Below are 23,727 nucleotides of genomic sequence, written 5' to 3'. Positions count from 1 at the left end.
GATGATTTACCGGCTGATCACGAATTTATTATTGTAAACAACGCCTTTTTCACTGGTGATCCTGGTGAAATAAATTCCGGGAGCAAATTTACCGACCTGAATTCTGTCATTATTCGAATTGATCGTTGTGGAAAGAATTTTCTTTCCGGAAATATCATAGATGTCGCAGGAAAGTTTTTCGTTGATGGCCGATGGGGTGGAGATGGTGATCTCTTCATTGGCAGGATCGGGATAAATGGTAAATAAATTTTCCTGAGAAGTGTAGTACTGGCCGGTGGAAACATTATTGTCGCCATAAAAAAGTGAAACGCCTCCCGAATAATTCCCGATCACCACATCCATCAGCCCGTCGCCGTTCAAATCTGCAACAGCAGGAACTACGCGTGCGCCTTCGAGCGAACTCACATACATGGAATCTGTTTTTGTAAATGTTCCGGCGAGATTTCCGTCAATGTTATCGAAACGGAAAACATATCCGCGTTCCGATCCAACGAGAAGAACATATTGCCCATTATCGTCATACATGCACGGCGCGCTGTAACCGGTAGTATAACCTGTTTGGTTCACGATAATATTTCCGAATGTTTGAGTGACGAGCGTGAACACCGGTGAAGCCGCAGTTCCGGTGTTGCGATAATAATTGATGTTGCCGCTTTGTTCTCCAATGAGAAGATCGATCAGCCCGTCGCGATCTACATCTATGAGTTGCGGAGTTGCATAAGAACCCACATCTATTCCCGCATAATTCATTGTGCCGGTAACAAAATTATCAGCAGGCCCGGGCATTTTTACAAATGAATTCAGTTTTCCGTTGACGTCGCCGCAAAGCAGATCCTTGTCGCCGTCACCATCAAGATCGCCGAATGCAGGTGCCATTCCGATGAGTGTTGGAACATTGGCATAAATATTTGCAAAATCGTCTGTGGTAAAATCAAAAACAGGATTGGAAGAAGTTCCGGTATTTTTCAGCAATGCAATTTTTGTTTTGTAAGGATTCCCGCTGTCGTAATAACCGAAATTACCAATGACAAGATCAGAATCGCCATCATTATCATAATCATAAAACACCGGATAACTTCCTTCGCCGAGATCGATCATTTTATCCTGCATGAAAGCGTCCTGCACAAAAGTCACCTGCACATCAGAATTCGTGTTTGTGTTTTTGTAATACTGAACGCTGGTGTGATCTTCAGAAGTATTCTGCGCCTGCGGACAAATGATCACATCTTTCAATCCATCGTTATTCACATCGAGATGAAATCCGCAATTGAAAACATCCATCGTCACAGAGCTGTCGTAATTCGGCCACGCCTGGTCAACAAGATCTCCAATAGCATAAGCAGTGGTTCCGCCATTGCGCACGTACGCCATTGCAGAACTTGAAATATCGCCGATGATTACATCCTGGTCATTATCATTATTCGTGTTGATGCATTCGATGCAGGAACCGGAATGAAGATTCATGTGAAAAGTGGAATAGGCATCAGCGTGATCCACATCAGGCGGAGGAGGACAAGTAGTGCCCAGTGTGATCTGTGCGTTGAGTGCATTCTCTGTTAATTCGCCCCAGCAATTGGAAGAAACGATGTAATGAACAGAATCGCAGGTGCCGTACAATTCCATTCCCATGTTCTTATGATATTCAATTCTTCCTCCGCCGTTTTCATAAGTGAGAACATCCAGGTCTCCGTCACCGTCCATATCGCGGATAGCAGGAATATCGATCTGGCTCACGAATAAATTTCCGATGAAATGCGAACTGTTCGGAGAACGATCTGTATTCACGAGATACTGCACGAGTTGAAAAGAAACTCCGCCGGCAACCGTTGACGTATTTTTCCAGATGGAAAATCCTGCTATAGAATAAGTGAAAATATCGGCTTTGCCATCGCAATTGTAATCGCGCAGAATGGCCCAGTCGTGGAGTAATGGAAACCGGCTCACATATTGAGGCGCGAGTACATAATCTACCTGGTTGGGAGTTCCGTTGTTCAAATACGTGGTGATCTTATTTCCGGTGCGGTCAAAAACAAAAAGATCATTGATACCATCGAGATTCAGATCAATCTCGGAGAACATCACATAATTCATTCCTCCTGCCCACGGATAAAGCAGTTGTTGCGCATTCTGGAAAACACGAACGGAATCAATGCGGTCGAAACCGGTGACGGATTGCGCCTGCGTATTAAAAAATGATAAAAAAACAAGGCCGACCGTCGCAAAAAAAAGTTTGCTCATGAGTACTTTTCTGATGTTCATTATAAGTCGGGGAGAGCAGTAAAGATAGCTTAAATAACAGCGTTTTGCAGTGGGGCAGGTTTCGTTGGGCAATTAGGTTTTTCTTATATATTTGCACCCTCCATTTTGGAACTGGTTTTGACTGATTGAGTCGCCATTTCCGGAACTATAAATTCACTATGCAAAACATCAAAGGAGCTATCCGGATTTTCGCCATTCTTATGGCGGCAAGCTGCCTGTTCTACCTCTCGTTTTCTTTCGTAACACGTAACTGGGAAAAAAAGGCGCATCTATACGCAGTAAATTATTCTCAGAATCCTAAAATTTCCGATTGGGCGAAAGCAAGAGCTAACGGCGATTCCATCAAACTGAGAGAGATCATCGATTCGGTGATCACCGCACGCGAACATTTTTTCCTCGACGATTCTATTGCAGGAAAAAAGATCTACCTCGGACTTTACACGTATGAGAGTTGCAAAGACAAAGAGTTGAATCTTGGTCTTGACCTCAAAGGCGGAATGAACGTGACGATCGAAGTTTCGACGCCTGATATTATTCGTGCACTCGCGAATTATTCCAACTCGCCCGATTTTACGCAAGCTATTCTGAAAGCAAAAGACGCACAGCTGAAATCGAATGAAGATTTCATTTCGCTTTTTGCTAAAGCTTATCGCGCGCAGAACCCGCAGGCGCGCCTCTCCAGTCTTTTCGCAGCACAGCTTAAACAATATGATATCACTTTCAATTCTACGGATGAGCAGGTACTCGCTGCCATCAGGAAAGAAAATGAAGCAGCTGTAGATCGCGCAAAACTTGTCATTGAAACGCGTATCAATAAATTCGGAGTAGCCCAAGCCAATGTGCAGCACCTGAAAGGAACAAACAGAATTCTCGTGGAGCTTCCGGGTGTAAAAGATGAAGAGCGAGTAGATCATCTTCTGAAGACCGCGGCTAATCTTGAATTCTGGGAAACTTATGAATACAGTGAAGTGGCTCCGAAACTGAAAGAGGCGAATGATAAACTCAGCGTCCTTCTCGGTTATAAAAAAGATACACTGTTCCCCGATTCAACAAAGAAGATTGCAGTTTACAAGGATGCAAAAACAAAAAAAGATTCCCTGCACGCCGATTCTATTGCGAATAAAAACTGGATCACAGAAGTAAAACGTGTTGACAGTACGAAGAAAGCGCTCGATTCACTTACACAGGCAGCCAATAAAGCAGCAGGAAAAAACGAAGCAACCCCGATCAGCGATCATATTGTTCTAAGCAATCAACAAGGGAAAGGCCCGATGCTTTTCGGTGTGCTCGTTAAAGATACTTCCGTCATTGCGGGTTACCTGCGGCGACCCGAAATTGCGCCCATGTTCCCGCACGATATGCGTTTTGCGTGGAGTGTAAAACCGGAATATCTCACAACAGGCCAACCATTCCTTTATCTCATTGCACTTAAAGCAGGGCCTGAAGGACGCGCATCACTCATGGGCGATGTGGTTACCGATGCGCGCAAACAATTCGATCGCATGAATGGTTCCGGCTCACCGGAAATTTCCATGACGATGAATGCAGAGGGAACACATTCCTGGGCACGACTCACCAAAGCGAATGTGGGCAGAAGTGTTGCCATTGTTCTTGATAATTATGTTTACACGTATCCAACAGTACAAGGTGAAATTCCGAATGGAACTTCGCAGATCACCGGAAATTTCACGAACAAAGAAGCGGATGATTTAGTGAATGTTTTGAATACCGGAAAACTTCCTGCTCCTGCGATCATCGTGGAAAAAACAGTGGTGGGCGCAACGCTTGGTGAAGAAGCGATCCGTGCAGGAATGATCTCCTTCCTCGTAGCGCTCGTTGTCGTTCTCATCTACATGGGATTCTATTACAACAAAGCGGGCTGGGTTGCCGACATCGCACTTTTCGTGAACGTGTTTTTCATTATGGGAATTCTCAGTTCACTCGGCGCAGTGCTCACACTTCCCGGTATTGCAGGTATCGTACTCACGATCGCACTTTCGGTGGATGCGAACGTGCTCATATTCGAGCGTGTGCGCGAGGAATTGCGCGAAGGAAAATCACTGAACAATGCGCTGGCCGATGGTTACAAGCATGCGATGTCTTCCATTCTTGACTCGAACCTCACTACACTTATTCTCGGTATCATTCTTTATTCATTCGGAACAGGACCGGTACAGGGATTTGCTACTACGCTTATCATTGGTATCATCAGTTCTCTTTTCTGCGCGATATTTATTACACGGCTTATTTTCGACTGGATGCTGAAGAAAGAGCAGAAAATTCCTTTCTCTGTTCCTGCAACTGAAAATGTTTTGCGAAATGCGAAGGTCGATTTTGTGGGAAGAAGAAAATTCTATTATATGTTTTCCAGCGCCATTATTATTACCGGCGTTATTTTCTGGTTCAAGCATAATGGATTCACCCTCGGTGTGGATTTCAGCGGTGGCCGTTCTTACACGGTGCGTTTTACAAAAAATGTGGATCGTGAAAAGGTCCGCGAGGCGCTGAAAGTTCAGTTTGGAATGGCGCCGGAAGTGAAAACTGCCGGTGGTAATGACCAGCTGAAAATTACGACGAACTATATGGCGAATGAAGTGACCGGTGCGGTAGATACGCTGGTTCGTAAAAAATTAGATGCCGGAATTAATTCGGGTGACGGAGGAGCCAAATACGAAGTGTTGAGTTCTATAAAAGTGGGGCCAACGATCGCGAATGAGGTCATTGCAAAATCTTTTGTCGTGATCATTGTCTCGTGCATCCTGATGTTTCTTTACATTCTCATGCGATTCCGGAAATGGCAATACGGACTCGGCGCCGTGGCCGCGCTTGTGCATGATGTGCTCGTAGTACTTTCCTGTTACACGATCTTCGATGGAATTCTTCCTTTCCCATTGGAAGTCGATCAGCATTTCGTCGCCGCGATCCTTACCGTGATGGGTTATTCAATGACGGATACCGTTGTGGTATTCGACAGGATCCGCGAATTCCTTGCCAAGGAAGGAAAGACACTTGGCAATATGGAAAAACGTTCTACGATCAACTATGCTTTGAATTCTACATTGACAAGAACCATCAATACTTCCATGATCACTTTCTTCGTACTCTCGGCGATATTCTGGTTCGGTGGAGAAACCATCCGCGGTTTTTCTTTCGCGCTTCTTATCGGTGTCATCATCGGAACTTATTCTTCATTGTGCATTGCTACTCCTATCGTGGTCGATTTCGATCGCCGCAAGGATGCTGATGCTGCGAAATAAAATCCATCATCCTGTTAAAACAGCCGTTGCTTTTCACCGAGTAACGGCTGTTCTGTTTTCACGCAGATTCTATTCTTACATTTGTAATGATGAACGCATTCATTGTTTTATTTCTGAATCTCGGATCGGGAGAAGTTTTTCTCATCGTGATGTTTATCCTTATTTTTTTTGGTGCCGATAAATTACCTGACATGGCGCGCGCGCTCGGTAAAGGCATGCGCGAGATGAAAAATGCAACAGCGGAAATTCAAAGAGAGATCGAAAAAAGTTCTGCAGAAATTCAGCGCGAAGTGAATATTGAAAATGAATTGAAAGAAATTACCAGCGCAACCGACTCGATCAAAAAAAATATTGCAGAAGGAATTTCAAATATTGAAAAACATTATGCAGAAGAAAAAACAGAGGAGACGCGCAAACCCGATGAGCCGAACGAACTCACCCCGGGAGATTCGGTGAAGAGGGATTGATCTTTTATATTTTCTGTTTGTAAGCAGAGGGCATCACCAACAACAACACTCTCGGTTTCGGATATTTCATAAATGGTTTTGATGTGCTTCAAGTGCCCGGAGTAGAAAATACTTTTGTAGGAAAAGGAAGCGGGTGTAAACATGGAACGCTTGCTAGCAATAACCTCTTGGCTTTCGTCTTATCAAAGTTGTACACCTATGCACTCGTGGTGGACGGACAAGTAGTAGATAGCAAGCGCATGGCGAAAACACAATGATTGAACCTTGCCCAACTTCGGGGAAAATTTTTCGAACGGGGTTGTAAAGTATCCCTCCGGCAGGGCAATCGCGTCTGAAAAATATTAACACCTAAAGTGCCCGGTTTTACATGTGTGACTCTCGGTTTCAGATATGTGATCCTCGGTTTCCGATATGTGATCCTCGGTTTGAGACATCTGATCCTCGGTTTGAGATATGTGATCCTCGGAATGAGATATGTGATCCTCGGAATGAGATGTGTGATCCTCGGAATGAGATATGTGATCCTCGGAATGAGATATGTGATCCTCGGAATGAGATATGTGATCCTCGGTTTGAGATATGTGATCGTCGGTTTGAGATATGTGACTCTCGGCTTCAGACATCTGACTCTCGGTTTCAGACATCTGATCCTCGGTTTCAGATATGTGACTCTCGGTTTCAGATGTGTGATCCTCGGAATGAGATATGTGATCCTCGGTTTGAGATATGTGATCCTCGGAATGAGACATCTGATCCTCGGTTTCAGATATGTGATCCTCGGTTTGAGATGTGTTTTCAAAGTTTCAAATCTCAAATATTCTAATTCACCCCCCTGTTTTCCACACCTGTTTACAAAAAAAGTACACTTTTTAAAGAAGCACCCCCATGTTTTTGGATAAATTTGCTCCCGAAACTTAAAAAATAATACTTCCATGTCCAAAATCCGCTTCAAAGCCCTCGAACAATCCATGTCGCGCAAACCTTTATGGGTAGATACGCCTGCAGGTGGTGTAGCCGCTTATTTCGGTGAAAATGTTTTCGGAAAAGATGCCATGCGTCTTCATCTTTCCGAAGAAGCTTACAATAGTGTAGAAGGTGCAATAGAAAAAGGCGAACGCATAGACAGGAAAATGGCGGAAGCAATTGCTGCGGGAATGAAATCATGGGCCATTTCAAAAGGCGCTTCGCATTACACGCACTGGTTTCAACCCCTCACAGGAGCAACCGCAGAAAAACACGATGCATTTTTTGAACCCATAGAAGGTGGAAGAGCAATTGAACGTTTTGGCGGTGGACAATTAGCACAACAAGAACCGGACGCTTCCAGTTTTCCAAGCGGGGGAATAAGAAATACATTCGAAGCGCGGGGTTATACCGCGTGGGATCCTTCTTCACCTGCATTCATCATCGGCGATACACTTTGCATTCCTACCATTTTTGTTTCTTACACCGGCGACACGCTCGATTTTAAAACTCCGTTGCTGAAAGCATTGCATGCGCTCGATAAATCGGCTGTCGATGTGTGCCAGTATTTCGATAAGAACATCACGAAAGTAATTGCGACACTCGGGTGGGAGCAGGAATATTTTCTCGTGGACGAAGCGCTGCACAATGCGCGTCCCGATCTCGCAACAACAGGAAGAACTTTATTCGGAGCTGCGCCGGCGAAAGGACAACAACTCGAAGATCATTATTTCGGTTCCATTCCGGATCGCGCCACCGCGTTCATGCGCGATCTCGAAATTGAAGCGCACAAACTTGGTATTCCAATTAAAACGCGTCACAATGAAGTTGCGCCGAATCAATTCGAGTGCGCGCCGATCTTCGAAGAAATAAATTTAGCGGTCGATCACAATCAATTGCTCATGGACCTGATGCAGAAAGTTGCGCGCCGCCATGATTTCTGCGTGTTGCTGCACGAGAAACCATTTGCAGGCGTAAATGGAAGCGGTAAGCATAACAACTGGTCGATGGCAACGAATACCGGAAAAAATTTATTGAGCCCGGGAAAAACGCCGAAGACGAATCTGCAGTTCCTTACTTTTTTTGTGAATACGATAAAAGCATTTCATGATAATTCCGATCTGCTGCGCGCAACCATCGCTTCGTCAGGAAATGATCATCGCCTTGGTGCGAATGAAGCGCCTCCTGCGATCATGTCTGTTTTTCTCGGATCGCAATTGTCTTCAACGCTCAATGAAATTGAAGCGAGAGTGAAAAGCGGAAAAATGTCGCCTGACGAAAAAACAGCGTTGAAATTAAATGTGATAAAAGTTCCGGACATTCTGCTCGACAATACCGATCGTAACAGAACTTCTCCGTTCGCATTCACCGGTAATAAATTTGAATTCCGCGCCGTCGGTTCTTCCGCAAATTGTTCGGGCGCCATGACGGTGCTCAGCACGATCGTCGCCGATCAGCTCACCGAATTCAAAAAAGATGTGGACGCACTCATCTCAAAAGGAAAAGAAAAAGATGTCGCCATCTTCCAGGTGCTGCGCGATTATATTGTGGCAAGCAAACGCATCCGCTTCGAAGGAAACGGTTATGGCGAGGAGTGGGTGAAGGAAGCAAATAAACGCGGGCTGAGTAATTTCAAAACCACGCCGGAAGCGCTCGAAGCATGGACGAATAAAAAATTCATGAAAATGTTTGAGCGTCACAACGTGCTCACCGAACGCGAGCAGCACGCACGCTATGAAATTTATCTCGAAACGTACGTGAAAAAAATCCAGATCGAATCGCGCGTCATGGGCGATCTTGCAGTGAACGTCATTATTCCGACTGCGCTGCAATACCAGAATACACTCATCACCAATGTTACCGGGCTGAAAAGTGTACTCGACGCCGGCGCATTCAAAAAAGCCGCTGCCACACAATTGGAAATGATCACTTCAATTTCCGATCATGTGAACGGAATAAAAACAAACGTGGAAGCGATGATCGATGAAAGGAGAAAAGCAAACAACATCGACGACATGAAAAAACGTACAGATGCGTATTGCAATAAAGTGAAACCGTGTTTCGAAATTATCCGCGAACACGTAGATAAATTAGAAGCCATAGTTGCCGATGAAATGTGGCCGCTTCCGAAATACAGGGAAATGTTGTTTACGAAATAGATTCAAAAATTTGAGATTTGAAAGAGGTCGGCGGAAGCCGGCCTTTTTTTTGTGAGGGAAAATTTGGTAGAATGGATTTTATGATTTGGATGTTCTATATTTGATCAACCTATTCGCAAATCTTACCGTGATGAAAAGGATATTTTTTTTGATTTTATTTTTTGTTGGAAATGCTTTATTGATGAAAGGGCAGTATACAAAACTATTTGATTTCAACGGAACGACTAATGGTGGTCAACCTTCCGGTTCTCTTATTTCAGACGGGACGTTTTTGTATGGAATGAATTATCAAGGTGGAACTAATTCGTATGGAAATATCTTTAAAATAAAATTAGATGGAACGGCGTATGACACCTTGATGAATTTTAATTTTTTCATAAATGGAGCTCAACCTGTTGGTGATTTATACTATGATGGAACATTTCTATATGGAATGACTTCTACGGGCGGAACATATGGTAAAGGAACAATTTTTAAAATATTAACTGACGGAACAGGTTATATGAAACTTTTGGATTTTGCTGGAGCGTCTAACGGAAACGAACCCGATGGTTCTCTTATTTCTGACGGAACTTTTCTTTATGGAATGACTAAACGAGGGGGAATCAATAACGATGGAACAATATTTAAAATTTTGCCTGATGGGACGGGCTATTTAAAATTGCTTGATTTTTCTCTCTCAACGACCGGCAGTTTTCCCTGGGGTACTTTTACATATGATGGTAATTATTTGTATGGGATGACTCAGTATGGGGGAATCAATAACGATGGAACGATATTTAAGATTTTACCTGACGGAACAGGATATGCAAGACTGCTTGATTTTTTGGGAACATCAAATGGAAAATATCCTGAAGGTTCTCTAGCTTCCGACGGAACTTTTTTATATGGAATGACAACGCAGGGTGGAGTAAATACAGATGGAACAATTTTTAAAATAATGCCAGATGGAACCGGATATGTCAAATTACTGGATTTTGCTGGTGCAACAAATGGAAGCAGTCCCTATGGTTCCCTGATTTGCAACGGATCATTCTTATATGGAATGACCGCCGGTGGTGGAGTAAGCGCATGGGGAACTTTATTTAAAATAAGAAATGATGGAACTTCGTACACAAAATATCTTGATTTTTTTGGCGCAGCGACAGGTGCTGGTCCCGGTGGTTCATTGTTAGTAATTGGAAGTTATCTTTATGGAATGACGACTGTTGGTGGAGTTTATAGTCATGGCACAATATTTAGATATCAATTTATGCCATTAGGCATCAATGAAAACAATTCCCTTGCCTCTCTCTCCCTTTTCCCCAATCCCTCCTCCGGAATCTTCACGTTGTATTCCAACACTACCAACGGAGAAATTTCTGTTTGCAATATGCTTGGGCAAAGTATTTTCGAATCAACGATCAACGATCTACAATCAACAATTGATTTAACCGGTCAGCCAAACGGAATTTATTTTGTGATGTTAAAGACCGACGAGAAAATATTCTCTCAAAAAATCGTTATTAACAAATAACAATCGGTATTGCAAAAGCGTTCTATATTTGCGGCGTGAAAAAACTGTTCACTTTATTTCTTTTTTCTGCAACCAATTTCTGCTTCGCACAGGTAGTTTGCAATCTTACCTACGAACAAACGATCCAGAATTTTGATGTGTACCTGCAGAATCCCACCGGCAATACCATGTACCGCGCAAAAATGTACATCGATGCCGATGGAAGTCCGCGCGCTTATGGCCCCAACAACAGCGGCCTCGACTGGACAGCGAATGCCGGCTACACCGGGAACTGGTGGGGAGTAGTGGCCGATGCATCGGGGCAAAATCCTATTCTGCAAACAGCAAGTGATCCTTATCCCGGAATGTATGTTTCTACTACTTCGCTGGTGAATTCAAATTATGCGGTTTCCAATCCGCTGCGTTATTGCAATTCCGAAACCGTTCCGTTTTTTGTTCTGCCTTCTTCTGTTGTTTCCAATGGAAGTATTCACATCGGCGATGTCGGTTACGTTTACAATACCACAACAGGACAAAGTTGTTTTGCGATCTACGCAGATGCAGGCCCGGCCGCGAGTCTTGGCGAAGGTTCCATTTATTTAGCAAGCCAGATCGGTGTTGATCCTGATGCGCGCACAGGAGGAACTTCCGCTGCTATCATCGATTATATTGTTTTTCCGAATTCCGGTTATGGGCAGGGAACAATTCCTTCCATTGCGCAGATCGACAGCATCGGGAATATTAAACTGAATACTGCCGGAGGAAGTTGTATCGTTTCCTGCATCGGCCCTGTTTTCGATCATACCATTCCTACTACAGTTATTTCCACTCCGCAATTATGGGATACTGCGGGTTTCAATATTTCATTTACCGATGCCGATAACAGTTGTGGAAGCGGCGTGGATAAAAGTTTTTATCAGGTTTCTGATTTCAACGGAACAGAATGGCGTGCGAATAATACAAGAGGTTTTTTTGCCGATGACTTTGATCTTGCTGCAATAAATTCTGATTGGACAACAATGACAGGAACGTGGGGCATTAATTCAGGAGCGCTCGATCAGAACGATCAGTCGCTGAGCAATACGAATATTTATGCGCCGCTCACGGAGAATCTTTCCAATGAATACCTGTACAACTGGTCCGGGAAAATTTCCGGCACAGGAAATAATCGCCGCGCAGGATTTCATTTTTTCTGCGATAATCCAACACTGACGAATCGCGGCAATAATTATTTCGTCTGGTTCCGCGTCGATCAAAGCGTGTGCGAATTCTATAAAGTGACCAACGATGTTTTCTCATTGGTGAGCTCTGTTCCGATGACGGTGAACGCAAGTCAGTGGTACGACTGGAAAGTGATCTACGACCGCATCACCGGAAAAATAGAAGTGTACCAGGATAATATTTTCATTGGCAGTTACACCGATTCATCACCGATCAGTACCGGGAATTATATTTCATTCCGCAGCGGAAATTGCGACTGGCAGATCGATAATTTCCGCGTGTATCGCTCGCGTGCGGTGAGTGCATCCGCGCTGGTGAACATAGGCGCGTGCGCTTCGTGCGACATGCGTTATGAAAATCAGAATCCATCTTCTCCAGCAGGAAAAGTAAGATCAGTCGTGGTGGATGCAGCAAAAAATGTAAGCGCCGTCCAATCGCAGAATTACAATATTGATCTTTCACATCCTTCAATAATAAATGTTGTAAACGACGGAACGGCAATTGACATTGACACCACTTTCAACGGAACACAATTGCAGGCAAACTGGACAAATTCCACCGATGTTAATTCCGGAATTGCAAATTATTATTTCGCGATCGGTACAACGCCCGGAGCCGCTGATGTTGTGGCGTGGACCAATAATGGGAATTCAACTTCTGTTACAGCCACTGCATTGACATTGGTAAATCTCCAGCATTATTATGTGAGCGTAACCAGCGTTGACGCGGCAGGAATGAGATCGAACGTAACAGCTTCTGACGGGCAAATGTATCTCGCGGTGGCCACGAATATTCTGATGGAGAATTCACAGGCGAAAATTCTCATTTATCCGAATCCTTCCGGTGGAATTTTTACGATCAATACTTCATTTACCACCGGAGAAATTTCAGTTTGCAATTCCACCGGAGAGATCATTTTCAAATCAACGATCAACAATGAAAAATCAACAATCGATCTTTCTTCCCAGCCGGATGGAATTTATTTCGTGACTTTGAAAAACGGGGAGAGAACTTATTCGCAGAAAATAATTGTTCAGAAATAATTTGTTTGCGATTTATTTTTTGTGACCTGAAATTTGTCTTTTGGTATTTTTTTTAGTTATGATAATGATGATGCCCTGCAATATTTCCGCTGTTGAATCCCACTCTGAAACTCAGCATCCATCCGCTTATCGGGTAAGGCGCATCCGGAACAGATTTCCCGTTAAAATGTGATTGCACACCGAAGCCGTGCATCGGAACTGTTCCGAATGCATTCGGAAAACTGTGCGTGTCGTCTGAATCACTGTCGCGGTAGAAAAAATTTAATCCTCCTTTATTATAGAATGGAATAAAAGGGCCGAATCGAAGTGAGAATTCAAGCATGCTGTATCGCGGACGGAACCCGATGTTGATGGAAGGAGAAAAAGCAAAAACAGTTTCCTGGAAAAAAATTTTCACAGTGCCGGTTTCATTTTCATTTTCGGAAAGTCCAAGCGAACCCCCGAATGCCTGGAAGCGATGTGTGGAATCGAGTTCTACCTGTCCGAGATTAGAGATCGCATTGTAATTCTGCAATCCAACAGTGAAAGAAACCGGGAAAGAAAGGAATTGCGTTTGCAGATCGGCCATTGATGGAATCCATTGGTCATATCGCAGGCGATAAGTTACGCCGAGAAAAAAATCCAACCGCGTTCCGGTTCCGATCGAAGTGAACGGCGACATATTCGCATCGAAAGAAAAATTATGATGATTCACCGCCAGTCCGAAAGTGACGAATGTTCCCCCGCGGCCAAACCCGGCGATCGTGTCTTTGAATGTTTGCGTTCCTGCAATTCCGCTGATGCGGTAGGGGAATGAAACATCAAGAATTCCCTGCGAAGGATTGAAAAAAAGATGGGAAAGCTGCACGTAAGGATGAATTCCCCATTCGGGTTCATCGCCCGGGTGCGTGTGCATGGAATCCGCCTGCGCGCACAGAAAATTTCCGCGAAAAAAAATCACGCAAAAAATAAAAAATGTATAACGTATTTTTTTTCTCATGAACAGATCATAAAGTTACTCGAAAAACAAGGAAACAATTTTCTGGCGCATATTTGATTGCACAGCAGTTTAGATTTTTCTACAAAATTTTCCAGACGAAACCTAGTGCCTTTGTGTCTTCGTGGCCTCTGGCATTTTACCGGGGTAGCAGAGTAATTTTTACCTGGGGAATATTTGCGGCCCACAAATAAAGACGTAACGAGAATTTCAAACGGATTCATTATCGGATTTTTCGCAACAGTCGTACCACAACTTTTCTTAAGGATTGTGAAAGCGCTCTCCGGCAGAAAAAAATTAATAAGTGGCGATGTATCTTTTTTTTTCATCGCAGTTATAAAGGCAGAAGCGCGGAGAAAGGCAAACAATTCTGGCGCGCATAACATTCTTAAAACTTCAAGTCATGAAACCTACACGACTACTTATCCTCGTGCTGCTGTTCCCTTGCCTCGTCTGCGCACAGCGCGACCTGCGCTACGGCGACCGCGCATACGACTCGCAGGAATATTCCGCGGCCATCGGCTTTTATCACAAAGCTGTTTCCACTACAAAATCAAAAACAGACCAGGCACATTGTTTTTATCAATTGGGGCAATGTTATCAGCACCTGAGTAACTGGGAAGATGCAAAAGTATTTTACGTGAAAGCGAAAAATGCCGGCATCATCGACGATCATGTTTATCTCCATCTCGCAGAAGTGGAACAGGAACACGGCGATTATAATGATGCGCTCGCCGATTACACCGAATATAAAAAACGTGTTCCTTCCGATCCGGCGGCTGACATTGGAATAAAAGCGTGCAATGATGCGCTCTCCAATGTCAATGAAACAAACCGCTGGAAAATTTCAAATGAATCGCAGATCAATACGAAGTACAATGATTTTTGTCCAACGTGGTCCGACAAAAAACATACGTCCATCATTTTCTCTTCGAAGAGAACCGGGCAAAGCGGAAGTAAGATCGATCCTGTTTCCGGAACGCAGTACAGTGATCTGTTCGAAGCGAAGATCGGCAAGAACGGAAAGTGGAGCACACCTTCAACTGTTCAGGGCGATGTGAATTTGCCGGAAGCGAATGATGGCGCAAGTTGCATTACAAAAAACGGCAACCATATTTTTTTCACGCGATGCGATCAGAAAAAAAATGAGCAGTTGACCTGCAAAATTTATTACGCCGAAAAACAAGGTAACGCGTGGGGCAGTCCGGTGATGATCGATTTCGGACTTGATGCAGCAACACTCGACAGTTTCAATTTCCGTCATCCTGCAGTGAGTGTGAATGAAGACGTGATGGTTTTTTCTTCTGATTACTCAGGAACTACCGGCGGCGAACATTCCGATCTGTGGATCTCCACTTTCGATGCAAAAACAAAAACGTGGAGCAAGCCGGAGAATCTCGGCAGCCAGATCAACACGAACGGCCGTGAAGGATTTCCTTATCTCGCAGATGACGGCACACTTTATTTTTCTTCCGACGGCCATGGCGGATTAGGCGGGCTCGATATTTATTCTGCGAAAAAAGATCCGGATTCCTGGAAATGGTATTCACCTGAAAATATGAAAACACCTTTCAATTCACCGGCTGATGATTTCGGAATTGTTTTCGACGGAAAAAAGAAAAAAGGATTTCTCACTTCGAATCGCGAAGGCAGCAAAGGCGCCGATGATATCTGGATGTTTTATTATGAAGAATGCAGTTCTGCATTGAGTGGAATGGTAAGTGATTCCATTTATCACATCCCGGTTCATAATGCATGGGTCACGCTTTACGGAAGCGACGGAACAGAATACGGTGTGCGTACGGATGCGAATGGAAATTATAAATTCCAGTTGAAGGAAAATGTTTCTTATCTCATCAATGTATTCGGCGATTCGGCGAACAGTACAAAAGCGCAACGGTATTTTTCATTGCCGGAAAAAGAAAAAGGAAAACTTACAACAATGGGAATGACCGATTGCAAAGATTTTATTTTCGATTTTGAAATTCAACCCATCGAAGAACACGACATCGTTTTTCCCGCTGTACTTTACGGGCTTGACAGCGCAACACTTCGTCCGCAGAGTAAAGATTCGCTGAATTATCTCTACCAGTTGCTGATCGATAATCCTTCGCTGGTCATTGAGATCGATGCACACACCGATTGTCGCGGCTCTGCAGAACACAACCGCGATCTTTCTCAGCGTCGTGCGCAGGCCTGCGTGGATTATCTCATTTCGAAAGGAATTGATCAGAAACGTTTGCAGGCAAAAGGGTGGGGAGAAGATCATCCGCTGAAATTTTCGAATGGTGTTGTGTTGACTGAAAAATATATTGATTCTAAAAAAACCGTCCAGGAGAGAGAAGCGCTTCACCAGTTGAATCGCCGTACAGTTTTCCGCGTTATCAGCAATGATTATGTAGATCCGAAAGCGCCGAAGCGCCCGGCTCCACAACCTGTTAATGTTCGCAAAGGATCATTTGATGAAAGCGGAGACGAAGTGCCGGATAATAATGGAAATGGGGACTAAAAATAGCATTTTGATTGTCAGTTAGTTGGTGCAGATACGGCTCGCCTGGTGTGGGGCGGGCTGTATCCTTTTCAAAGCCACACGTTATACCAATCGGGTGAGGTAAAATCTATTCTCAACAGGGTGTTAAAACCTCTTTCACCGTGTTGCGGATTTAATTATCTTAGCACCCACGTCAAAAAAATTACTGAAACACAAATCCAAACACTATGAAACCATTGAAAGTACTCTCTGCTGTTGTAGTATTTCTGCTCGCTCTTACGATGAACGCGCATGCACAGAAAAACTACATCCGTGATGCGGATAAAGCGTACGATTCACAGCAGTACTACAGTGCGTCAGAGCTCTACAAAAAGGGAATGGCGAAGATCAAGAACAAGCAGGAGAAGGCACGCATTACCTTCCAGATCGCAGAATGTTACCGCAAAATGAACGACTGGAAACAGGCGGAAAGCTGGTATGCAAAAGCGATCAAAGCGAAACACAATGATGATAAAATGTATTTGTGGTACGCTGAAGCGAAAAAAATCAATATGAAATATGATGAAGCGATCACTGCTTTCAATGATTACAAGCAGCGCGTTCCTTCTGATCCTGCCGGTGAGAACGGTGTAAAATCATCCGAACTCGCACAGCAGTGGAAAGATAATCCTACACGTTACGTGGTGGAGAATATGGCGCAGATCAATTCAAAAGATTATGATTTCTCACCAACCTATTCCGATAAAAAACACACCTCACTTATTTTCACTTCCAAGCGTGAAGGACAAAGCGGAAGCAAGATCGATCCTATTAGCGGAACAATGTATTCCGATCTTTTCGAAACAAAAGTGGACAAGAACGGAAAATGGAGTGCTCCTGCAACGATCCAGGGTTCTGTGAACAGTGCAATGGGTAACGAAGGTGCAAGCTGTGTAAATAAAAAAGGAGATCAGATCTATTTCACTCGCTGCGATCAGCAGAAGAAAAAATGGATTACCTGCAAAATTTATGTTTCCAAGAAAAAAGGAAATACATGGGATGTTCCAACTGTCATTGATTTTGGACTCGATGCTGCCGTGCTCGACAGTTTCAATTTCCGCCACCCTGCAGTTTCTGCCGATGAACAGGTTATGGTTTTCTCTTCTGATATGACCGGAACAACAGGAGGAATTCACTCCGACCTGTGGATGTCCACCTACGATAAAAAATCAAAAGCTTGGGGCAAGCCAGTGAATATGGGAACTACCATCAACACCAATGGCCGCGAAGGGTTCCCTTACATCAGCGATAATGGCGATCTCTATTATTCTTCAGATGGACTTCTCGGAATGGGTGGACTCGATATTTTCAAAGCGCCCCTTACTGACGCTAAGAACTGGAAATGGGGAACACCTGAAAATCTGAAATACCCGATGAATTCTCCCGGAGATGATTTCGGAATTGTATTCGACGGCAAAAAAGAAAAAGGTTACCTCACATCAAACCGCGAAGGCACAAAAGGAGCCGATGATATCTGGTCATTCTATCTGCCGCCACTGGTATTCCACCTGGCAGGAACAATTACCGATTGCAAGTATGGTCCTTCCATTGCTGTACAGGAATGTACGGTACGTATGGTTGGTTCAGACGGATCAGCTGTAGAAGCAAAAACAGATAAAGACGGAAAATATAAATTCGATCTTATTCCTGAAGTTTCTTACGTCGTAACTGTTTTCTCTGATAAAGGCCACAGCACAAAAGCGGATGGATACCTGAATCTTCCGGATAAAGACAAAGGAAAATTAACCACAGTCGGTGAAATGAATTCGAAAGATTTCACACTTGATTTTTGTCTCGTTCCTGCGGAATCTGAAATTCGTTTCCCGGCGGTGCTCTATGATCTGAATAAATCAACATTGCGCCCGGAATCAAAAGATTCTCTGAATTTCCTCTACCAGACACTGATGGATAATCCGACGATCATTGTCGAGATCAGTTCGCACACTGACCCGCGCGCGAGCGACGCCTACAACAATAAACTTTCACAGGCACGTGCGCAGGCTTGCGTGGATTATCTCGTTAATGAAAAACATATTCCTGCAGCGCGTCTCGTTGCAAAAGGATATGGTAAAACTCGTCCGCTCCGCCAGGCAGATGGAACTGTTTTGAATGATGCCTACATCAAATCCAAAAAAACAAAACAGGAACAGGAAGCCCTTTACCAGCTCGATCGTCGTACAGTATTCAAAGTTCTTTCATGGGATTATGTTGATCCTAATGCACCGAAAGATCAGAATCAACGCAAGATTGTTCGCCCGAAAGTTCTCGCTGGTGCAATGGATGATACCGGTGATACAACCGGGGCAGATGTTGAAGATGCACCAGTTGACGGTGGCGGTACAGGTACTTCAGGTACCGGAACTGGAACTGGAACTGGAACTGGAACTGGAACTGGTGGTGGAACCGGCACAGGTACAAGTACAGGTGGTGGTACAGGAACGAGCGGAACCGGAACCGGCACAACTACCAATCCGAAACCAAAATCAGTAGCGATACTTACCATCAATGAGAAATTTATCTGCTGATATTTCAAATGAGTAACTTTGAAGCGCTCTGATGTTCATCGGGGCGCTTCTTGTTTTTAGCTATGTCTGATATCAAATACAATAAACGCGGTGTCTCTGCTTCGAAAGAAGATGTACATCGTGCAATAAAAAATATCGACAAAGGAATTTTTCCGAATGCTTTCTGTAAAATAATTCCCGATCATCTTTCAGGCGACGAAAATTATTGTCTCGTAATGCATGCCGATGGCGCAGGGACAAAATCTTCTCTTGCGTATTTGTATTGGAAGGAAACCGGCGATCTCAGTGTGTGGAAAGGAATTGCGCAGGATGCGATCGTGATGAATACCGACGATCTTCTTTGTGTGGGTGCTACAGATAATATTCTTCTTTCATCGACGATCGGCAGGAATAAAAATTTAATTCCGGGAGAAATTATTTCGGCCATCATCAATGGTACTGAAGAAGTTCTTGCTGAATTGCGCACTCTCGGTGTGGGAATAAAAAGCACGGGCGGAGAAACCGCGGATGTCGGCGACCTGGTTCGCACCATCATTGTCGATTCGACCGTTGTGGCAAGAATGAAAAGAAGCGATGTGATCACCAATGAAAAAATTCAGAATGGTGATGTCATTGTAGGCCTTGCTTCTTACGGCCGGGCTTCTTATGAAAAAGAATACAATAGTGGAATGGGAAGCAACGGGCTTACTTCTGCACGGCACGATGTTTTTGAAAATGATCTTGCAGAAAAATATCCTGAAAGTTTCGATCCGGCCATTCCTGCAGAATTGGTTTACAGCGGAAAAATAAAATTGACGGACGAAGTAGATATCGGCGCCGGAAAAAAAATGACAGCCGGGAAATTGGTTCTCTCGCCCACGCGCACGTATGGGCCTGTGATCACGCGCGTGCTGGAAAAATTCAGAAAAGAAATTCACGGCATCATACACTGCAGCGGAGGCGCGCAAACAAAGATCCTTCATTTCATAAATGATCTTCACATTGTGAAAGACAATTTATTTCCCGTTCCTCCTTTGTTCAAACTCATTCAGGAACAAAGCGGAACTTCCTGGAACGAGATGTACAAAGTTTTTAATTGCGGTCACCGCATGGAATTATATGTGCCCGGAAAAATTGCCGCAGAAATAATTTCAATTTCAAAATCATTCAACATCGACGCGAAAATTATCGGAAGAGTGGAGGAGAGCAAACAAAAAAAACTTACGATCAGAAGTGAGTTCGGGGAATTTGTTTACTGAAATATTCTTCTCCGAAATAAATTCTCCTGTCTCCAATATTTCAATTCCTATTTCTCCACATAATTTTTGTAGAACAACGGTATCGTTTCAATGCCCTTGAAATAATTGAAAATACCATAATGTTCATTGGGAGAATGTAGTGCATCTGAATCCAATCCGAATCCGAAGAGAACAGAATCGAGCCCGAGAATGGATTTGAAAAGTGCAACGATAGGAATGGATCCGCCGCCGCGTGTGGGGATCGGTTTCTTTCCGTATGTTTCTTCCATGGCTTTGCTCGCAGCGAGATATGCTTTTGAAATCGTGGAAACAACAACCGGTTCGCCGCCGTGATGATGCCTCACTTTTACCGTCACGCCAGCCGGTGCAATTTTTTTGAAATGCGCTTCGAACAGATCTGCGATCTTTTCCGAGGATTGATCCGGAACAAGGCGCATGGAAATTTTTGCAGAAGCTTTCGATGGTAAAACTGTTTTCGCTCCTTCGCCCGTGTATCCTCCCCATATTCCATTCACATCAAGCGTAGGGCGAATTCCCGTTCTTTCCATTGTTGTAAATCCTTTTTCACCCTGCACATCACTTATCACAAGATCTTTTTTGTAAGCTTCAAGATTGAACGGCGCACGATTCAGTTCTTTTCTTTCATCGGCAGAAAGTTCATTCACATCATCATAAAATCCGGGAATGGTAATGTGAAAATTTTCATCGTGCATGGAAGCGATCATCCTGCAGAGAACATTCACAGGATTGGCAACAGCACCGCCATAAACTCCCGAATGAAGATCGCGATTGGGGCCGGTGATCTCCACTTCCATGTAAGTAAGTCCGCGAAGGCCCACATCGATCGACGGCGTAGTATTCGCAATGATGGAAGTATCGGAAATGAGAATGACATCTGCTTTTAATTTCTCTTTATTTTTTTCCAGGAATCCTGCAAGATTCGCAGAACCCACTTCTTCTTCTCCTTCGATCATGAATTTTACATTGCACGGAAGTGAATTTGTCTTCAACATCACTTCAAGCGCTTTCACATGCATGAACATTTGTCCTTTGTCATCGCACGATCCGCGCGCGAAGATGGCGCCATCAGGATGAATTTCTGTTTTGCGTATCGTCGGTTCGAATGGAGGAGAGGTCCACAATTCCAGCGGATCCGGTGGTTGCACATCATAATGCCCGTACACAAGAACAGTGGGAAGTTTTGAATCAATAAATTTTTCACCGTACACAACCGGGTATCCGTTCGTGTTACACAGTTCGCATTTTTCTGCACCGGCGGCCTGCATTTTTGCTTTCACAGTTTCAGCAGTTTTCAGCACATCATTTTTATATTTTGCATCGGCGCTCACCGAAGGAATTCTCAGCAATTCAAAAAGTTCATCCAGGAAACGATCTTTATTTTTTTCGATGTAATCTTTCTGTGTACTCATTTTAGTAGTGGTTTAGCGATTAACTATTTCAGTTGCGTTCAGAACGGATAGCGAAATTGCAAGAAAAATGAAATAGAAGGGCAGGTGAGCCCTATAATTTAAGGGGAAAGTACTTTATTCTACTGCTATTCCTTGAAAATCAGGGTGGGAAAGATTAGATTTGTTATAGGCAAATACTTCAACATCCAATCAATTTTTTTCGGAATGAAACAAGGAAAAATCGTATTCAGATTCTGGATCATTTCTTTTGCACTGATCTTCCATTTTCAGGCGAATGCGCAGTTGATTGTCGATACTTCTCTCACGCCTGCGCAATTAGTGCAGAATGTACTGCTCGGCCCGGGCATCATTGCATCAAATATCACGTACACCGGTTACTCTCGCGCTATCGGAAAATTTACTGCGCTGAATACCAATCTTGGAATTGATTCCGGAATTGTGATGACATCGGGAAGTGTATTGAGAAATGATTCCACCTTCAACAACCGTGGACCCGGTGGCCCAAACGATATCGGGAGCGACGGCGCATGGAATCAAACGGTAGGAACAGATACTGATCTTAATGCGATCGTTGGAAATTCTACGTATGATGCAGCTGTGCTTGCTTTCGATTTTGTGGCGCAATCTGATTCGGTGAAGTTCCGCTACATTTTCGGTTCAGAAGAATATTCGGATTATGTCAATTCCACTTACAATGATGTATTCGCATTTCTCCTGAATGGAGTGAGTGTAGTACTCACACAAACCAACATCGCACTCATTCCAAGCACAGCGACTCCTGTTTCCATCAATAACGTGAACAACGGGCAAACATGGTTTGGCCCTGCTCCCGGCCCATGCACGAATTGCGCGTATTATGTGGACAATCCTGCTTATGATGCGGTGAACAATCCGGTGGTGGCTCCTTACGATTCCATTCAGTACGATGGATTTACTACTGTACTCACGGCAATGTATCCGGTGCAATGCGGAGAAACGTATCATATAAAATTAGCGATCGCCGATGTGTTCGATCACGTTTTCGATTCCGGAGTTTTTCTCGAAGCAGGAAGTTTTCAGTCGGGAACGGTAGATCTGAGTTCGCACGTCAGTTATGGCAGCAGCAACGATTCTACTTTGTATGAAGGATGCGGACAAGCGTGCATCTATTTCACAAGGCAGGGAAATATTTCGATGCAGGATACAGCGACCATCACGCTTGGAGGAACTGCAAGCGCTTCCGATTACACTCCGACTATTCCTTCGCAACTTATTTTTCTTCCGGGACAGGATTCTATTTCCATTTGCATTTCTGCCACGCAGGACGGAAATCCGGAATCAGTAGAAACGCTCACGCTGCAATCTGTTTCAAGCGGTCCTTGCGTGGCAAGTGTTGCAACTGATCTCACTTTATATATCAGTGATGCAAATAATATTTCTGTGAATGCAGGAAATGATACTTCGATCTGCAATGCTTCGCCCATCACACTTTACACGAATGTAACCGGCGGAATTCAACCTTACATTTACAATTGGAGCACCGGCGCTACTACACCAAATATTACTGTAAACCCGGCGGTGACTACCAGCTACACGATAACAGTTTCTGATCAGTGCGGAACTCCGGTGGGGATTGATACGGTTACTGTTTTTCTTCCTGCGGGAGCATTCACGATCACCACTTCACCTGATCTCGTTCTATGTTCCGGAAGTTCTGCATTGCTCACCGTTTCTCCTTCAGGAGGATCAATGCCTTATTTTATTTCGTGGACTACTGTTTCAGGAAATGATTCTGTTCCTGTTACCGGTGGTTATGTAGAACAATTCACACCTACCGGAAGCGGCATATTTGTTGTTATGGTTCGCGAGGGTTGCGGACAAACCGCTTCTGATTCCATTGCAGTAACGGTAAACGATTGCGGTGTAATTGCACCGAATGTTTTCACACCGAATAATGACGGAACAAATGATCAGCTCATTTTCACAGGCCTTGAACATTTCCCGAACAGTTCGCTTCACATTTACAACCGTTGGGGAAATAAAGTGTATGAAAGTGCCAATTACCAAAATGATTGGACCGGCAGTGGAATCAGCGACGGAACGTATTATTATGTTCTGCACCTTTCGTCTGGTTCCGATCTCACCGGTTTTGTCACCGCACTCACGCATAAATAAAAAAAGTATT

13 protein-coding genes are annotated in these 23,727 nt (G+C 44.0%); 10 read left to right on the top strand and 3 right to left on the bottom strand.

Annotation, left to right across the window (positions count from 1 at the left end; all coding sequences use genetic code 11):
• Positions 1 to 6: 6 nt before the first annotated feature.
• Positions 7 to 2,259 carry a T9SS type A sorting domain-containing protein gene (locus HY064_16115; protein MBI3512185.1) on the bottom strand — a complete coding sequence of 751 codons (2,253 nt, stop codon included), beginning with the start codon at positions 2,257 to 2,259 and terminating at the stop codon, positions 7 to 9.
• Positions 2,260 to 2,417: 158 nt separating this feature from the next.
• Between HY064_16115 and secDF the strand changes: the two genes are divergently transcribed.
• The 6 genes from secDF (at position 2,418) to HY064_16085 (ending at position 12,864) form a co-directional block, all read left to right on the top strand.
• Positions 2,418 to 5,516, top strand: coding sequence for a protein translocase subunit SecDF (gene secDF, locus HY064_16110; protein ID MBI3512184.1), 3,099 nt, complete (start codon positions 2,418 to 2,420; stop codon positions 5,514 to 5,516).
• Between the two features lie 89 nt (positions 5,517 to 5,605).
• Positions 5,606 to 5,983 (top strand): twin-arginine translocase TatA/TatE family subunit, encoded by a 378-nt coding sequence (locus HY064_16105; protein ID MBI3512183.1) that lies wholly within the window; start codon positions 5,606 to 5,608, stop codon positions 5,981 to 5,983.
• A 371-nt stretch (positions 5,984 to 6,354) separates the two neighbouring features.
• Positions 6,355 to 6,882: a hypothetical protein gene (locus HY064_16100; protein MBI3512182.1), complete on the top strand. Its 528-nt coding sequence runs from the start codon at positions 6,355 to 6,357 to the stop codon at positions 6,880 to 6,882.
• A 33-nt stretch (positions 6,883 to 6,915) separates the two neighbouring features.
• On the top strand, positions 6,916 to 9,105 hold the full coding sequence (locus HY064_16095) for a glutamine synthetase III (GenBank protein ID MBI3512181.1): 2,190 nt from the start codon (positions 6,916 to 6,918) through the stop codon (positions 9,103 to 9,105).
• Positions 9,106 to 9,235: 130 nt separating this feature from the next.
• Positions 9,236 to 10,621, top strand: a complete 1,386-nt coding sequence (locus HY064_16090) for a T9SS type A sorting domain-containing protein (GenBank protein MBI3512180.1) — start codon at positions 9,236 to 9,238, stop codon at positions 10,619 to 10,621.
• A 35-nt stretch (positions 10,622 to 10,656) separates the two neighbouring features.
• Positions 10,657 to 12,864, top strand: a complete 2,208-nt coding sequence (locus HY064_16085; protein MBI3512179.1) for a T9SS type A sorting domain-containing protein — start codon at positions 10,657 to 10,659, stop codon at positions 12,862 to 12,864.
• 52 nt (positions 12,865 to 12,916) lie between these two features.
• Here the strand turns inward: HY064_16085 and HY064_16080 are convergent, their stop codons facing one another.
• Positions 12,917 to 13,843, bottom strand: coding sequence for a hypothetical protein (locus HY064_16080; GenBank protein MBI3512178.1), 927 nt, complete (start codon positions 13,841 to 13,843; stop codon positions 12,917 to 12,919).
• Between the two features lie 400 nt (positions 13,844 to 14,243).
• On the opposite strand from HY064_16080, the gene HY064_16075 reads away from it, so the two are divergent.
• The 3 genes from HY064_16075 to HY064_16065 all read left to right on the top strand — a co-directional run bounded on the left by HY064_16075 (position 14,244) and on the right by HY064_16065 (position 20,133).
• Positions 14,244 to 16,349: an OmpA family protein gene (locus tag HY064_16075; protein ID MBI3512177.1), complete on the top strand. Its 2,106-nt coding sequence runs from the start codon at positions 14,244 to 14,246 to the stop codon at positions 16,347 to 16,349.
• A 209-nt stretch (positions 16,350 to 16,558) separates the two neighbouring features.
• The gene (locus HY064_16070; GenBank protein ID MBI3512176.1) at positions 16,559 to 18,895 is read left to right on the top strand and encodes an OmpA family protein; all 2,337 of its coding nucleotides are present in this window, start codon (positions 16,559 to 16,561) and stop codon (positions 18,893 to 18,895) included.
• A gap of 62 nt (positions 18,896 to 18,957) precedes the next feature.
• Positions 18,958 to 20,133, top strand: coding sequence for a phosphoribosylformylglycinamidine cyclo-ligase (locus tag HY064_16065; GenBank protein MBI3512175.1), 1,176 nt, complete (start codon positions 18,958 to 18,960; stop codon positions 20,131 to 20,133).
• Between the two features lie 47 nt (positions 20,134 to 20,180).
• Here the strand turns inward: HY064_16065 and HY064_16060 are convergent, their stop codons facing one another.
• Positions 20,181 to 21,563: a dipeptidase gene (locus HY064_16060; protein ID MBI3512174.1), complete on the bottom strand. Its 1,383-nt coding sequence runs from the start codon at positions 21,561 to 21,563 to the stop codon at positions 20,181 to 20,183.
• 204 nt (positions 21,564 to 21,767) lie between these two features.
• Here HY064_16060 and HY064_16055 point away from each other — a divergent pair, with 204 nt between their 5' ends.
• Positions 21,768 to 23,717 (top strand): gliding motility-associated C-terminal domain-containing protein, encoded by a 1,950-nt coding sequence (locus HY064_16055; GenBank protein ID MBI3512173.1) that lies wholly within the window; start codon positions 21,768 to 21,770, stop codon positions 23,715 to 23,717.
• Positions 23,718 to 23,727: the final 10 nt, after the last annotated feature.

The sequence above is a fragment of the Bacteroidota bacterium genome (assembly GCA_016194975.1).
Taxonomy (GTDB): Bacteria; Bacteroidota; Bacteroidia; order Palsa-965; family Palsa-965.
This window is presented reverse-complemented; position numbering and strand designations above follow the sequence as displayed.